This is a genomic window from Paenibacillus cymbidii, assembly GCF_004764705.1.
In the GTDB taxonomy this organism is placed as follows: domain Bacteria; phylum Bacillota; class Bacilli; order Paenibacillales; family NBRC-103111; genus Paenibacillus_AN; species Paenibacillus_AN cymbidii.
Genome location: NZ_SHLX01000032.1, coordinates 40,395 through 55,586, shown reverse-complemented (window position 1 = coordinate 55,586; position 15,192 = coordinate 40,395). Strand labels below are relative to the sequence as shown.

General features: G+C 59.1%; 13 protein-coding genes and 1 pseudogene. 8 read left to right on the top strand and 6 right to left on the bottom strand.

Annotated features, from left to right (window positions below):
* The first annotated feature begins 6 nt into the window (after positions 1-6).
* The 3 genes from EXY20_RS31275 to EXY20_RS39290 all read left to right on the top strand — a co-directional run bounded on the left by EXY20_RS31275 (position 7) and on the right by EXY20_RS39290 (position 3,133).
* Entirely contained in the window at positions 7-1,620 is a 1,614-nt protein-coding gene (locus EXY20_RS31275; RefSeq protein ID WP_135556354.1) for an extracellular solute-binding protein, read from the top strand.
* Positions 1,621-1,705: 85 nt separating this feature from the next.
* The gene (locus EXY20_RS31270; protein WP_135556353.1) at positions 1,706-2,803 is read left to right on the top strand and encodes a sialidase family protein; all 1,098 of its coding nucleotides are present in this window, start codon (positions 1,706-1,708) and stop codon (positions 2,801-2,803) included.
* Positions 2,804-2,989: 186 nt separating this feature from the next.
* Positions 2,990-3,133, top strand: coding sequence for a hypothetical protein (locus EXY20_RS39290; protein WP_167859656.1), 144 nt, complete (start codon positions 2,990-2,992; stop codon positions 3,131-3,133).
* Positions 3,134-3,557: 424 nt separating this feature from the next.
* Here EXY20_RS39290 and EXY20_RS31265 read toward each other — a convergent pair whose 3' ends face one another.
* Positions 3,558-4,448 (bottom strand): AraC family transcriptional regulator, encoded by an 891-nt coding sequence (locus EXY20_RS31265; protein WP_167859655.1) that lies wholly within the window; start codon positions 4,446-4,448, stop codon positions 3,558-3,560.
* 123 nt (positions 4,449-4,571) lie between these two features.
* Between EXY20_RS31265 and EXY20_RS31260 the strand changes: the two genes are divergently transcribed.
* From EXY20_RS31260 to EXY20_RS31245, 4 genes and pseudogenes are all read left to right on the top strand, one after another.
* Positions 4,572-5,903 (top strand): DegT/DnrJ/EryC1/StrS family aminotransferase, encoded by a 1,332-nt coding sequence (locus EXY20_RS31260; RefSeq protein WP_167859654.1) that lies wholly within the window; start codon positions 4,572-4,574, stop codon positions 5,901-5,903.
* Positions 5,904-5,950: 47 nt separating this feature from the next.
* A complete protein-coding gene (locus EXY20_RS31255) occupies positions 5,951-6,808 on the top strand; it encodes a sugar phosphate isomerase/epimerase family protein (protein WP_135556350.1) in 858 nt (285 codons plus the stop codon).
* Between the two features lie 48 nt (positions 6,809-6,856).
* Positions 6,857-7,090 (top strand): hypothetical protein, encoded by a 234-nt coding sequence (locus tag EXY20_RS40740; protein ID WP_167859653.1) that lies wholly within the window; start codon positions 6,857-6,859, stop codon positions 7,088-7,090.
* Positions 7,091-7,174: 84 nt separating this feature from the next.
* Positions 7,175-7,900: pseudogene (locus tag EXY20_RS31245) on the top strand (helix-turn-helix transcriptional regulator); the annotation flags it as partial.
* Positions 7,901-7,990: 90 nt separating this feature from the next.
* On the opposite strand, the gene EXY20_RS31240 reads toward EXY20_RS31245, so the two are convergent.
* Together EXY20_RS31240 and EXY20_RS31235 are read right to left on the bottom strand one after the other, a co-directional pair.
* Positions 7,991-8,464 carry a YhcH/YjgK/YiaL family protein gene (locus EXY20_RS31240; protein WP_135556349.1) on the bottom strand — a complete coding sequence of 158 codons (474 nt, stop codon included), beginning with the start codon at positions 8,462-8,464 and terminating at the stop codon, positions 7,991-7,993.
* Between the two features lie 98 nt (positions 8,465-8,562).
* Complete coding sequence (locus EXY20_RS31235) at positions 8,563-10,761, bottom strand: methyl-accepting chemotaxis protein (protein WP_135556348.1); 2,199 nt, start codon at positions 10,759-10,761, stop codon at positions 8,563-8,565.
* 277 nt (positions 10,762-11,038) lie between these two features.
* On the opposite strand from EXY20_RS31235, the gene EXY20_RS31230 reads away from it, so the two are divergent.
* A complete protein-coding gene (locus EXY20_RS31230; protein WP_167859652.1) occupies positions 11,039-12,331 on the top strand; it encodes a YheC/YheD family endospore coat-associated protein in 1,293 nt (430 codons plus the stop codon).
* A gap of 220 nt (positions 12,332-12,551) precedes the next feature.
* On the opposite strand, the gene EXY20_RS31225 is transcribed toward EXY20_RS31230, so the two are convergent.
* The 3 genes from EXY20_RS31225 to EXY20_RS31215 are packed head-to-tail and all read right to left on the bottom strand — an operon-like array spanning position 12,552 to position 15,163.
* Complete coding sequence (locus EXY20_RS31225) at positions 12,552-13,652, bottom strand: GerAB/ArcD/ProY family transporter (RefSeq protein ID WP_135556346.1); 1,101 nt, start codon at positions 13,650-13,652, stop codon at positions 12,552-12,554.
* A gap of 35 nt (positions 13,653-13,687) precedes the next feature.
* Positions 13,688-13,924, bottom strand: coding sequence for a hypothetical protein (locus tag EXY20_RS31220; RefSeq protein WP_135556345.1), 237 nt, complete (start codon positions 13,922-13,924; stop codon positions 13,688-13,690).
* Between the two features lie 6 nt (positions 13,925-13,930).
* Positions 13,931-15,163: a Ger(x)C family spore germination protein gene (locus EXY20_RS31215; protein ID WP_135556344.1), complete on the bottom strand. Its 1,233-nt coding sequence runs from the start codon at positions 15,161-15,163 to the stop codon at positions 13,931-13,933.
* Positions 15,164-15,192: the final 29 nt, after the last annotated feature.

The following is a 15,192-nucleotide window of genomic DNA, read 5'->3' as shown; positions in this document are numbered from 1 at the left end:
GATTCCATGCTTACATTCAAGAAAAAAACGACACCCGTTCTGCTCAGCACGCTGCTGCTGGCGGCGGCCATATTGCCGGCTTGCTCGAAGGACAACAAGTCGGCCGGTTCGCCGTCCGCTTCGCCCGCCGCGGGCTCTCCTGCGGCAACGGCGTCGGCCAATCCGGCGGCAACGCCGAAGGAAACGCGCACGATTACCGTCATGATGAGCGACAGCTCGACCCAGCCGCTGGTCAAGGATGCGCCGGCGCTGCAGGAAATTTTGAAGCAGACGAATGTGAAAATCAATCTCGAAGGCGTGCCGCAAAGCGACTACGAGACGAAAAAAAGCACCCTCATCACGACGAACAATCTTCCCGACGTGCTGCGGGCGACCAAAGCGGATTTGACCAACTTCGCCTCGACCGGCGTTTTCCTTGACCTGACGCCGTATCTCGACAAATACGCGCCGAACTTCCTGAAGCGGGTCGAAGCCGAACCGGAAGCGAAGAAGCTGATGGTCGACGGCAAGTTTTACGGCTTCCCGATCATGGCGCGCAAGTCGGCGGCGGCGAACGTCGGCAACTTCCCGATGATCCGCACGGATATTTTAAGCGAGCTGAACCTGAAAGCGCCGACCGATTTCAACGAGCTGTACAACGTGCTGTCCGCGTTCAAGAAAGCGTATCCGGACTCGTATCCGTGGACAATCCGCAACGGCTCGCAATATACGCTGCGGTTTCTCGTCTACGCGTTCGGCGGCGGCTTCAACATCTACTACGAGCCGAAGCAGGACAAGTACATTTACGGCACGTCGACCGATGCGTTCAAGGAAGTCATCACCTACTTCAACAAACTGTACAAGGAAAAGCTGCTCGATCCGAACTTCGCCAACCTGACCCAGCAGCAATGGACGGAAAATTTGAGCTCGGGCAAATCGCTCTTCTTTTATGACAACTACACGTTTGCGGTCAACTTCAACGCCGCGCTGCAGCAGAAAAATCCGAAAGCGAAGTTCGACATGCTCCCGCTGTTGAAAGACAGCAAGGGCGAAAAACGCAACTACATGGATAACCCGTCGAGCTTCAACTCGTATGTCATCAGCAGCAAAGCGAAAAATCCGGAGGAAATCGTCAAGCTGTTCGACTGGATGTATTCGGACGCGGGTGCGGACGTCACCAACTTCGGCCGGCCGGGCACGGACTTCACCCGCTCGGGCGACAAAGTGACTATTCCGGACACGCTGCTGAACCAGTACAAGGATAAACAGGACCCTTACCGCTCGATGCAATCCGCGCTCGGCACCGGCCTGCTGGCGTTCAGCGTGTTCACCGACGATACGCCGATGCTGACGATTTCGAACCCGTCGCTGAAGGAATGGTCGGACATCGTCAAGAAGCAGAAGGACGCTAAGGAAGTCATCGAGAAGCCGCAGGACCCGCCGTTCAACTCGGCCGAAACGGAGCAACTGAAGCAGTTGAACACCAAAGTGAACACGCTGCTTACGCAGAACATCGACAAATTCATTCTCGGCACGCGGCCGCTTAGCGAACTGGACGCTTTCGTCAAGGAAGTGGCCACAAGCGGCGGCACGGAAATCGAGAACATCTACAATACGGCTTGGGGTCGGATTAAAAAGTAACGGCCAGCCGGACTGCAAGCCATTGCGTCAAGCCCGCCGCTCGCCGCGTGCGGGCTTGGCGTTTGAATGAGAGGAGCTTACGCACATGAAACATGTGGTTCTGTATCGCGAGCCGGGGCGTTATGCCGCCTGGCCGGCCAACTACGGCATCTGGTCGTGGGGGAACGAAATCGTCGTCGGGTTTACTTCCGGCTATCATCTGAACGACGGCGGCTTCCACGCCCGCGACAAAACGAAGCCGTTCACCGCCATGCAGGCGCGCAGCCTGGACGGCGGCGACACGTGGACGACCGAACCGATGCCGCTGCGCACGCCCGGCAATCAGGGGCTGTCGGCCGGCGAGCATGCGGCTGCGGCGGCGGGCGGGACGGGCGGCGCGGCGGAAGATCGCAACGAGCCGGTTCCTTATCCGGGCGGGACGGATTTCACCCATCCCGACTTCGCCCTGCTGTTCGCGCGCAAAGACCTGACCGGCGGCGCCATGTCGTGGTTCTATACCTCGACCGACCGCTGCCGCTCGTGGCAAGGGCCTTATGCTTTGCCGCCGATGGGCTTGGTCGGCATTTCCGCGCGAACGGATTATATCGTCGCCGGTCCGAAGGAATTGCTGCTGTTCCTGACCGCGCCGACCATTCCCGGCACGGAAACGGGCAGCCGCACGTTCTGCGCGCGCACCGTCGACGGCGGGCTTACGTTTGGCTTCGTCTCCTGGATCGGCGACGCGCCGGAAGGCGGCTTCGACATCATGCCGGCCGGCGTGCGGCTGGCCGACGGGCGGCTGCTTGTCGCGACCCGCGACCGGCGCGTGGCCGCGGACCGCAGCGACAACTGGATCGACCTGTACGGCTCGGCGGACAACGGCGCCAGTTGGCGCTACATGAGCCGCCCGGTGCCGGACAGCGGCAACGGCGGCAATCCGCCGACGCTCACGCGGCTGGCGGACGGGCGGCTGTGCATGACGTACGGCTTCCGCAACGCCCCGTACGGGATCCGCGCCCGGCTGAGCGAAGATGAAGGGCAAACGTGGGGGGCCGACATCGTGCTGCGGCAGGACGCCGGCAGCCACGACATCGGCTATACGCGCACCGTGCAGCGGCCCGACGGCAAGCTGGTGACGGCGTATTACTACAACGACGCCATGGGCGGCTCCTGCTACATCGCGGCCACGATTTGGACGCCGTAGGTTGAGTGCGAGGCACATTGGAGCGATCGGCGCGACATTGGGTGCGGTTGGAGCGAGATCGACGACATTTGGGGCGAGGTTGGAGCGGCATTGGCACGACTTCAGCTCGATGCGACCTTGGAGCGGCCTCGGCGGCTCATCATATCGAGCCTGACGGGGAATAGTAGTGCCGTGAGGTGATTATTAATGCCCGAATTCAAACCGTCGTCGCTGACCGACGCCCAAATCGAGCAATTAAAGCAATTGGAGCAGCGACTGGAGCGAGAGACGAACGAATCCGTCGTGCTCGTTGCCTATTCGAAGGAAGATGACGCGCGCGACACCAAGTAAGGCAAGGACCGCTCCGCAGGGGCGGGGCGGTACGCTGCGTTGCGCGGCACCCGTCTTCAAAATAAGCCATGATTTATTGCCTATTTCGTTAAAACGGGCGCCAGCAAAGAAATAGCCAGTGATTTCACTGGTTATTTCGCCGTTTTTTCGATTTTGAAGCCGTTTATCAAAAATAGCCAGTGATTTCACTGGCTATTTTTGATAAATCAGGTGCAAAAGCCCGAATAAGCCATGTTTTATTGCCTATTTTGATGGTTAGCCGCATTTCAGGCGGCTCAAGCTCGACTTCGAGCAGAATCCGCCCCTTTCAGCCCTCAGCGAACGGCGTCTCCCCTCTTCCAACAAGCCAAACATCGACCGTCCCCGTCTCCGCCCCAACAACTCGCACGAAGCCGCGCATATGCTCTCAAGTAGCCGAATTCCCTCACCCTCCCCCGACCGACTTGAAGGCGAGCCGATACTCGCTCGGCGTCCGACCTTGAAGGTCGCGGAAAATGCGGGAGAAGCTGCGATAGGACGGAAAGCCCGCATCGGCGGCGATATCGATCAGCGTCATATCGGTGGAGCGCATCATGCTGGCCGCGCTTTCCACGCGCAAGCGGTGCAAGTAGTCAAGGAAGCTGCAGCCGATGCGCTTCTTGAAAGAGCGGCTGAGATGCGCGGCGCTGACGCGGCAATGCTCCGCCAGCCTGTCCAGCGTCAGCGGCTCGGCATAATGGACGTGGATGAAGCGCAGCACCTCGCCAAAATCGAGCCCCGCCTCGGACAATTCGCCCGAAGGCGGAGGCGCGTCGGCGGCCGCCTGCGCGGCGCGGATAAACAGCAGCATGGCCTCGGTAAGCTTGACGCGGATAAAGCTGTTTCGGCCGATTCCGTCCTTGTTGACGTATTCGGCATGCAGCATGTCGAGCACGCTCTGCATCTGCGCAGCCAGCGCCGGGTCGAACGCGACGGAGGAAGGCAGCTCCGACCCGACGCGAAACAGCAACCGGGACAGCTCCGCCTCATAAGCCGAACCGAACAGCAAATTGATGTCGAACATGCAGCAATATTTGACCAGCGGTCGGTCGGAATCGCTTTCGACATGATGAATGTGATGCGGGAGCAGGAACGAAGCGACGCCCGGCTGCATGCGATGCGTCACGCCGTTGATCGTTTCGCTGCCGCTTCCTTCGAGCATAAACGTCAATTCGACGAAATCGTGATGATGCACCCGCGTCTGGCGCACGGAGTGAATCGAAATATAAAACGGAAGCTTCCCGCTTCGCGCTGCGATCATCGTCATTAAATCCTCGTACTGCGGGAAAACGCTCATCGCCCGCCAGCCTCCGATCATAAAATGGCTGCATGCATTCCTTTTTTGGCAAGCTTCCTTCCGGGTTCTCCTTTATTATACGTTACGAATCGCTACCTTTGGCAATCGGGAGAGTGGAAAAACATGAGCAACCATCCATTGGCGTTGTTCGGCGGCAATCGGGCCGTCGTGTCGGAACCGGGCGATCTGTTCGCCTGGCCGATCGTGACGGAGGAGGACGAGGCGGCCGTGCTCGACGTGCTGCGCAAGCGGGCGATGTCCGGCACCGACATCACGAAGCAGTTCGAGCAAGACTACCGCGCCTGGCTTGGGACGACATACACGCTCGGGGCCAACAACGGCACGAGTGCCTTGCATGCGGCGCTGTTCGGCGTCGGCGTCGGCGCAGGAGACGAAGTGATCTGCCCGAGCATCACCTACTGGGCATCGTGCACGTCCGTTTATTCCCTCGGCGCAACCGTCGTGTTTGCGGATATCGACCCGGTCACGCTGTGCATCGATCCGAAGGATATCGAACGCTGCATCAGCGAAAAGACAAAGGCGATCGTGGTTGTCCATTATTTCGGCTATCCGGCCGATATGGACGAGATCATGGCGATTGCAAGGAAACACGGAATCAAGGTCGTGGAGGACGTATCGCATGCGCACGGCGGCCTTTACAAGGGCCGGGCGCTCGGTGCAATCGGCGATGTCTCCGGCATGTCGCTCATGTCAGGCAAAGCGCTCGCCATCGGCGAAGCGGGCATGCTGGCAACTAACGACCGGGAAATATACGAACGCGCCCTCGCCTTCGGCCACTACGAGCGCTACAACGGCGTTATCCATACGGAAAGCCTGCAGCCGTACGCGGGTTTGCCGCTCGGCGGCTACAAGCACCGCATGCACCAGATGAGCGCGGCCATGGGCAGGGTGCAGCTGCGGCATTATGACGAACGCAACGCCGAAATCGGGCGGGCGATGAATTACTTCTGGGATTTGCTCGAAGGAGTGCCGGGGCTCGCGGCGCACCGCCCGCGGCCGGATTCCGGCAGCGCGATGGGCGGCTGGTACGCGGCGCACGGTCACTACAAGCCGGAGGAGCTCGGCGGACTTTCCGTGACCCGCTTCACCGAAGCGGTGCGGGCCGAAGGCGTCGCCGATTGCCAGCCCGGCTGCAACATGCCGCTGCACAAGCATCCGCTGTTCCAGGAAGCGGACGTTTACGGTCACGGCAAACCGACGCGGATCGCCAATGCCTCGCGCGACGTCAGGACGCTCGACGCGGACTTGCCGGTGTCCGTCGGGATCGCCCGGCGGGTGTACTCCATCCCGTGGTTCAAGCACTTCCGCAAGGACCAGATCGAGCAATACGCGAACGCTTTCCGCAAAGCGGCGGAAAATTACGAAGCGCTGCTGGTGGACGATCCGGGCGACCCGCCGGTACTTGGCGGCTGGAGCATGTTCTCGCGCAAATGACATGCCGGACAGCGGAATTTCGATGAAAAAGGAGTGAGGCACACCGCATGCTGGAACGATTGGGTATTATTACGGACGAGGTATCGCCGGTGCTGGACGACGCGCTGACGTGGATACAGGAGCGAAACCTGCATCATGTGGAAATCCGCATGGTGGACGGCCGCAACGTCATCGCACTGACCGACGACGAGGCGCGGGAGGTGCGGCGGCGCGTCGAAGCGCACGGCCTGTACGTGGCCGCGATCGCATCGCCCGTGTTCAAGTGTCCGCTGGACCCGAACCGGCCGGTAGCGGGCGGCGATACATTCGGGCAATCGGCCGACGAGGACGTTGCCCGCCATTTCGAGCTGTTGGAGCGGGCGATAGAAATCGCCGGCTTGCTCGGGACGACGCGCATCCGCATCTTCTCCTTCTGGCGCGAAGAGCAGCCGCAGCAGCATGAAGCGGAAATCGCCGCCCACCTGAAACGGGCCGCGAACATCGCGCAGGAGCGCGGCTTCCTGCTGCTGCTCGAGAACGAACCGTCCTGCAACGGCGGCAACGCGGCCGAAGTCGGCCGGCTGGCGGAGCGGGTCGATTCGCCCGCGCTGCGCGTGCTGTGGGATCCGGGCAACGAAGCCTATACGGGGCGCACGGCGTTCCCCGACGGCTACGAAGCGGTAAAACGGGTGCTGGCGCACGTCCATCTGAAGGACGCCATACACGGACCGGATGGCGCCAAATGCGTGCCCATCGGCGAAGGCACGGTTGATTTTCCCGGGCAGCTGGCGGCGCTGGAACGAGACGGCTACAACGGCCTGTACAGCATCGAAACGCACTACGTGCCCCCGGGCGGCACGACCGCCGACGGCTCCGCGCAGTCGCTGCTCGGCTTGCGGCGGCTTCTTGGCGAAACGCCCGAATAAGCGCAGGCGCCGCAACAAGCTCCTGCAACGGTAAACAGGGAGGCCATCATGATCGATGGCCTCCCTTTATGGTTGCCGAATTCCCGCGGAACACAAGTTCCCTGGCAACGGAACCTTCCCAACCAATCGCTCCAAACGAAAATGGAGCGCCTTCACCAGGAGTTACTTTTTGCCGACAATCACTTGATCAAGAAACCGATCCGCATCGCGATTGAACTTCCAACAGATCCCGAACTTGTCGACCAGCATGCCGAAGCACGACGACCAAGGCGTATTGACTAACGGCATGATGACATGACTTGTTTGTCGTCCATGTCAAGCATATCAGCACGTTATTGCCTGGAACGACTTCACCCGTCGTCCGCTTCATTTAATGGCGTTAACGGCGGCTACGGGATTATGGATGCATACAAGGTTGATAAACGGCTGTTAAGCAACTCCGACCTGGAAAATATACTGACTGCATTAGGTGGATTGGAACAAATACTGCTTAGCGAGGAAGTGGAACGGACGATAAAAAAAATGGAGGCAATGGTGAGCCGGCTGTCTCTGACAAGTTCCGTTCAACTGTCGTTTTACGACTGGGAGGGACAGTCCGAGATGGCGCAAACCTTAAAGACATGTCAAGCTTCCATATCGATGAAAAGGCATCGCAACGAAAAGAATCGTCGAACCATATCAGCTTCATTTTAGCGAATCGAGTTGGTATTTAAGGGGCTTCTGTTTACAACGCATGGACTATCGAACCTTCAAATTGTCGCGGATCGATCATTTTCACATGGATGAAATAACATTCGTCCCCAGAGAACATGTGCCCGAACAAGAACGGGACGCAACCTATCAACCGGAATTAGTCACCATCAAGGTATTGATTTCGCCGGGCATTAAAGATCAATTTATTGAACGGTACGGTCGAAAACGAATGGAAAACCACCGTCCGGCCTATTTATCGGCAACCATTGAGGTCCCGCAAAACAGTACGTGGTTTCAGTTTCTGGCAAGCTTCGGTACCAGCTTGAAATCGTGAAGCCGCGGGCATATGTGGAAGCCTTCCGGAACTATCTGGCCAAAATGATGGAGAAATACGCTTGAGCATGACAGGCTTCATCCTACCAAGGTCAATTGGCAAAAAAAATCGCCTCCCCGGCCAGGACGGCCGAACGGGAAGCGATCGTTTTGCGTTTAAATCCCCAGCAGATCGCGGTGAATTTTGACCACAACTTTGCGGATCTTCATGGGTTCATTCACCGCACCGTTCGGTCGATGGATGTCCGACGGGAAAAACACGGTGAACATGCCCGGCTTCAGCAGCAGGTTGAATTCGTTATCGACATGTTCGTACAGGTAGGCGTCGCCCTTCTCGATCAGATCGTCGGTGACGACGATCGACTCGTCCCAGCGCGCAAACCCCATGCTTTCTTCGCCTTCCAGCAGAAACTGAATATCCGTATACGTCAGATGCGACTCCGCCTTTGGCGGGGCCGGCTTCGTCTCCGGCGTCTGCAGCATGGCGTACAGCTTGTCGCCCTCGACTTCGTAGCGGCCCGGCTCCACCTTGGACCAGTCGGTCGCGCGAATATACTCCAGCCCCCGCCGCACGGCATCCGGGTACGTGTTCTTTTCCTTGTCGTAATTGCGAATATCGCCGAAAATCATGATGCGTTCCTCCCGCTTCTCGTTTGCGATTTGGCTTGCTCCAGTAAAGTTTCTCCGGGGAAGAACGAATTCCTGCCTTCCGGCGAAATTCGCCGCCGTTATCTTCTGCGCGCTTCCGTAAGCTGGAATTGACCGACCAATTGCTGCAGGAAGGCGGTGATCGCTTCCACATGATGCGACGTGTGGCGCACGCCGACAATGTCGGTCATCAGCTCCTGCACCTTGCCTTCCACCTCGGTCGAAATCGAGCGGTTCTGCATGCTGACGGTGGCAATTTTCTCCATCAGCACCACCACTTCGTCGACGATTTGCGTCTTCAGCGAATCGTCCGCCTTGGCCGCGCCCAATATTTCCGAAGCCGCCGCTACCAGCTCGGTGCCTTCGCCGACGACCAGCGTGCCTTCCTCCATCGAGGCGGTTGCATGCTGCGCGTTGCGGTAAATGTGCTGAACGATGTCGCTTACTTCCATCGTCGATTGCCGCGTCAGCTCGGCGAGCTTCTTGATTTCCGCGGCGACGACAGCGAAGCCCCGGCCCTGCTCGCCGACGCGCGCAGCTTCGATGGAAGCGTTCAGCGCCAGCAGGTTCGTCTGCGCGGAAATTTCCTCGATCACCTGCAGCACGTTGCGGATTTCCTGCGTCGTCTGCATGAAGGCGCCGATCGTGCCATTCGTCTCCGCCACCTTCTGCGATATTTGCCGCATCTTGTCGCCGATGCGTTCGACTTCGCCTTGCGCCACCGCAATTTGCGCCGACGCCTTGTCCTCCAGCATGCGCAGCGTGCCGCGCATTTCCCCGGCGACGTCCTTCGCCACGTCGATATCCTTCAACTGGCTGCGGATGCTCAGAATCATCGCGCTGATGCGTTCGTTCATGCGCTCCGTCGCCACCGCCGTGTTCGCCGTAGACTCGCCCAGCACGCGCTGGCTCGACAGCACGTCGCTCGACGCCAGCTTCACCTGCAGCATGATGCCTTCCAGCGAGTCGATCATGTTGTTGATCCATTTGGCCAAATCGCGCGTTTCGTCGTTGTCGAACTGCCGCGTGTCGAGCCGCTGCGTCAAATCGCCCTTGCCCTCCGCATTGATGCGGATGAAACGGTTCAGCCGGCGCATATGGCCGACGATCCGTTCGCTCCCTCTGCGGTGAAGCACCCAGGAAGCGAGCAGCCCGAACGCAATGCCTGCCCCGCCCAGCAGCAGGCCCGATGCGGCAGGCGACACGCGGCCCGCCAGCGCGTAAGCCAGCAGCGCCGTAAGAACGCCGGAGCCGGCGATCAGCCCGAGATGGAGCCGGAACTGGCGCCAGGCGATGCCGCGAATCCGGTACACTTCCTCCAGATCGCCTTCGCACATCATCCCCCAGACGTCGGGGCAGTGCGGCAGTTGAAACGTCACGCCTTTGCCGATGACGGGAATGTGCCGATAGTCGGAATAGCCGGGAAACGCAACGAATAAATTGCTGCCGCTCCGGATCGTATTCGCCACGCCCGGATGAAGCTCGCCGGTCGCCGGGTCGGTAAACATCAGCTCCAGTTCCGTATGCTCCTTGACCGATACGACGCCCCAGTCGGTCGTGACGCCGTCTTTCAAATTTTCCCCGTGCGTAAAGGTGCGATCCTCGAACCGGCTGCGCGACAAGGCCGTGCCGGGCGCAATCTGTTTGTTCAGTTCCGGCTTCGCCATGAAGAGGTAGTTGTCGCCCGAGTCGGGGTACACGTGGCCTGATTCGCGCTGGATCAAGTCGCCGATCACGTCGTTCGGCACGCGGCCGCACAAGGCGCCTTGCCATTCGCCGTGCCAAACGATCGGGGTAATGAAGAGCAGCGTCATTTTATCGTGGAAGGAGGAGGTGCTTGGGCCAATCGTCAGTGTCCACGGATCGGCGTAAGGGCCGTACAAACATTTTCGACCGCCCGGCACGCCGCGGGAATAACGCAGCCCGGGGGCAATCAGCCCGTCTTCGCCGTACTTCTGCCCGCGGTGCCGCAGGTCGGTGGAGAAAACGACCGTTCCCGCCGCATCCAGCAGGAAGATTTCGGAGAAATCCGCCGCCCGCATGTGCGCCTTGGCGAACAGCCGCTCCGCCCCGCTGCGGTCGCGGTCGTCCCACGGCTTCATTTGATCGAGCAAACGATCCAGGTGGCCCCAATATTCCAGCGTCCAAGCCTGCAGCAAGTTCATCCGCGTTTCGGCAATGCCGACGAAAATGTCCTCGACATCTTCTTTCGACCTCGCATTCAAACGATAAGACCACCAGAGGGGCAGCCCTTTCCTCCATCCGAGCCAATCGAACATCGCACCACACCCCTTATCCAACTTATGTAATTTATATGTCACTAATTGTACCATATGAAAAGAAAATTTGGTGCCATTCCCGAAAATTATTGTGCTGCAAACGCTTTAATGTTAAGAAATTTGACGTATAAATCCAATTACATGGAAATTCATGTCGCAGAAATGTAAAATATCCCCTTTTTTCGCAAAGAAGTAACCATGCCCACACCGCCCGCACCCTCCGCTCATACCTTGAGGAAAGAAACCATTCTTGTTCATGGGGGAAGGAGCGACTCCATTGCGGCGAACCACCATCGGCGTATTGACCTACCGGGACAACAAGCGGTTCATGGAGCCGGACTATTTTCGCGATTTGATCCGGGAAGGCCGGAAGCTTGAAGCTGACGTGTATTTGTTCTCCCATCAGGACGTGCAGCATGAGCGCAAAAAAGTTTACGGCTTCGTGCCGAATGCGGGCGGCGGCTGGAGCAGGCGGGAATTGCCGTGGCCCGACATCGTGATCGACCGGTTTCGCAGCCATTGGACGCCGGCCTTGACGCAGCTGCGGGAGAGCAATTGTTTTCGGTATGCGAACAACCATTTTACTTTCAAATCGGAAGCCACGAAGCTGTACACCGCATCGGAAGCGGTGCGCAAATGGGTGCCGGAAACCGAGCTCTGCTCGCCGGAGACGTTGCGCCGCTTCCTGCAGCGGCACCGGATCGTTTACGTCAAGCCGGCCAACGGCACCGGCGGCTTCGGCGTGATGAAGATCGCGCGCCGGGGGACGGGCTACCTCGTCCAGGCGCGGGAAAAAAAGTCCGCCCTGCGATTGCTCGAATTCGGCAGCTTGCAGGCGCTGCTCGTCTGGACCTTGGCCTGGACGCGGTCGCAAAGCATCCGCTCCGGTCGGTTTCTCGTGCAGATGGGGCTGGATACCGAACTGGTGCCGGGGCGCGTCGCGGATGTTCGCGTGCTGATCCAGAAAAACGGCGACGGCGAATGGCAGTTGACCGGCAAGGCGCTGCGCATCGGCGGCCGCAACAGCCCGACGACCAACCTGCTGCGCGGGCGCGGCGGCACGGCGGTGCCGTTCGACGCGTTCATGCGCGGCCGGTTTGGCGCGGAGCAAGCGGGACGGATCGGGCGCGAATGCGATGCGCTCGCGTTTGCGGTGGTGGCGGCAATTGAGGAGCGGTTTGGACCGATGATGGAGTTTGGGCTGGACGTCGGCGTCGACAAGAAGGGGCGCGTCTGGCTGCTGGAGGCGAATCCGAAGCCGAGCCGCGACGTGTTTCTCAAAACCGGCGAAACCGGCATTTATGTGACGGCGCTGCGGCGGCCGATTGAATATGCGCTGTATTTGGCGCGGCGGGCGAAAGATGCCGAAGCGGCGTCGGCGGTGACGGCGGCGAAGGAGAATGCCGACGGTATGGCGGCGACGGATGGGCAACGCGATGGCAGCGAAGCCGGTGAATTGGCCCGCGTCAGCGCACTGGTCGCGAAGGGCGACACGGAGGGCGACACGGAGGACGACACGGAGGGCGGAGCGTTTCCCCCGCCTCATCGTTCGGTTGGGGCGAAAAAATAGGCCATAAAAAATGGCTTATTGCCCCCATTTCGCCAGTCTCATCGAAAATAGCCAGTGAAAACACTGGTTATTTCGGTCAAAGAGCCTCAATCAGACCAGATTTACACGAATAGCCATCAAAAACACCGGCTATTTTGAGATGACTGCCCATTTTAGACGAAATAGGCCATAAAAGATGGCCTATTTCGCCACCCCCTCCCTATTTCGCGATAACTTGCCTTTACGGAGGAGCGGCGCCTTTGCGGCGGCGGATGAACGATACGGCGAGCAGCAGCAGCGGCAGCGCGAGCCCGAACGTCATCGCGAAAGGCGTCCACATTTTGCCGGCGAATTGAATGCCGTACATGATGTTCGGGTACACGACGAGCGCAAGCACAAGCGTGTGGAGCGCCAGCGGCATCACGAGCGGCCGGATGCGCGGCAAGCCCAGTACCTGGGCCAGAATCAGCGCCGACACATAGAAGGTGATTGTCAGTTTGAAATAAATCGTGAAGAACCAGACAACCGCCAGAATCGCTTCAATCCGCTGCAGGAAGTTGCCGATATTGATCTTTTTGGTCAAGACGTAGCTCGGGTAGATGTCGCGGACGGTCATATCGGGACCAAGCACCAGAATCGAAACGATGGTGACGCCGAACACCAGCAGGCCGCCGATGCAGCCGCCGATAAGAAACCCTTTCAACCGGCGCTCCGGCCCCGCGACGAACGGCGTCAGCATCAGAAGCAGGACAAGCTCCAGAAACGGGATGCCGATCAGCGGAAACGAGCCGCGCAGCACCGGTTTGATGCCATGAGCCAGGACCGGCTGGATGAACGGCGACTGAAATTGCGGCGCGACCAGGATGGCGAGGGTGACGAAAAAGACCGTTATCCATGGAAACATGATTTCCGCCGTGCGCGTATACGTCTCTAGCCCGAGCAGAACACCCATGACAACGATAGTCATGAACAGGATATGAATCGCTTCGATCGGCGTTTCCGTCATCATCTGCGAAGTCATAAAATCGCCGATGTACCGCAGCATGAACACCGACAGCAGAAACGCAAACACGAAGTACAGCAAGCCAACCAGCTTGCCCAGCCATTTGCCCAGCAGCCATTCGCTCATTTGCACAAGGGTCATGTCCGGAAACCGACTCGCCAATTTGCCGAACAGGACGATCAGCAGCAGGCCGACCAGCGTGCCGACGATGGCCGACATCCAGGCATCCTGTTTGGCGTCGATCGCCAGGGCAGCAGGAACGAGAAGGATCGAACTGCCGACGCAGAACATCGTCACCAGCACAATAAACTGGCGAATCGCGATTTTCCCGTTTCCCATGCCTGCATCCCCTCCCGATTCCGGTTGATGGCTCGTTACTTCAACAACCCGTACAGCCAATTGCTTAACGGTTTGTAAATCGCGGTGATGTACTCGACCGGGTTCGGAAGCGGCACATCCAGTATCCATAACACGTTCAGCGTCAAAGCCGACAGCATCAATACGATGTACACCCAGGTCTCCTTCCGCGACCGCATCTTGCGCAAATACGGCACGTCGATCAGGCCGAGCAGCGTTACCCCCGCCACGACGCCGGCGACAGACCATCCCATTGTCCTCTACTCCTTCAATTGCTGCAGGAACGAATTCGTCACCGTCCCCACCCGTCTCAGATTGTAATCGATCTTCATTTCCACCGGCACATGCTCGAACAACCGGGGCCATTCCGCTTTCCACCGCTTCTCCCAATCTTTCGGATAGGAGCGGTTCAATGCGGCGCCGAAGCCGAGAAAATCGTCGTCCAACTCCTTTTGCGCCTTACGGATTGCCTGCTCCATCAACTCGCGAAGCCGCTGCTCCCCCATCCGCTGCAATTGTTCGAACACCGCAGTGTCGTTCAAATCGACTTTGCAGGCAATTTCGGCGATATCTCCCTCCGCGCGCAAATCGACCTGAATCTTCGGATTGCCGTCGGCCGTCTTCTTGCCGGTCAAGCGGGTATGCGACCGCAGGATTTCCAACACGATCCGCCCGCTGCCGTCCGGACAAGGGAAGTGCGCCACCGCGCTGGTCACCTGATTGACCAAATAATTATACCCCTTGCTCTCGCTGTCGTTCAGCCATCCGATCAGCTTGTCAAGCCTGAATACGCCGAAACCGACGTACTGCAGCTGGCCCGGCGGTTCAATGACGCTCAGGTTGCTCTGCCGGCCGCTCTGCGTTTTGTCGCCGACGATATGGATGCCGGTAATCGCCGGATTCCGCCCTTCCGCCACGAGTTGATTCATCAGCTTGTCGAGAAACACGCCGTTCGTCGGCGACCAGAAATGCTGCGACGATTCCAGCGAGGCGTACATTTCATTAGCCGGAATTTTTTCCAGCGGCGTCAACACCTTCAGGATGTTTTCCGCCAGGTCGTCTTTGGCGATGGTGATGAAGAAGTCGGTGCGCAGCTCATGCCCGCGCGAGAAAAAATCGAGCACAGGCGCAAGGCCTTCCCGCGCCAGCTCCTCGCCGACCACCAGCATGCGCAGATGCGCCATATAGATGCGGCGGGGCGCTTTGGTCGTCATTTTGCGCATCGCTTCGATCACGCTGGCTCCCTGCTCCTTGTAAAGCACAACCGGCGTGCGGTTGCCCGTGGCGCCTTTGCGCGCGGCTACCTCGCCCGGATCGACGACTTGCGCCGAAACAACATACTGGTCCCCCGACTTGTCGATGCCCATGCCGACGGTAATGGCGAGCTCGTTCAGCTCCCGGCGGTTCCAGCAGCCCGTCAGCAGCGTGCCCAGCAGCGCCGCGACAAGCACAAGCATCAGAAGGTTGCGAAAGCGAAATGGGCGGACCGCCATAGGCGTCACGTCCTTTCCTGCGGTATCGA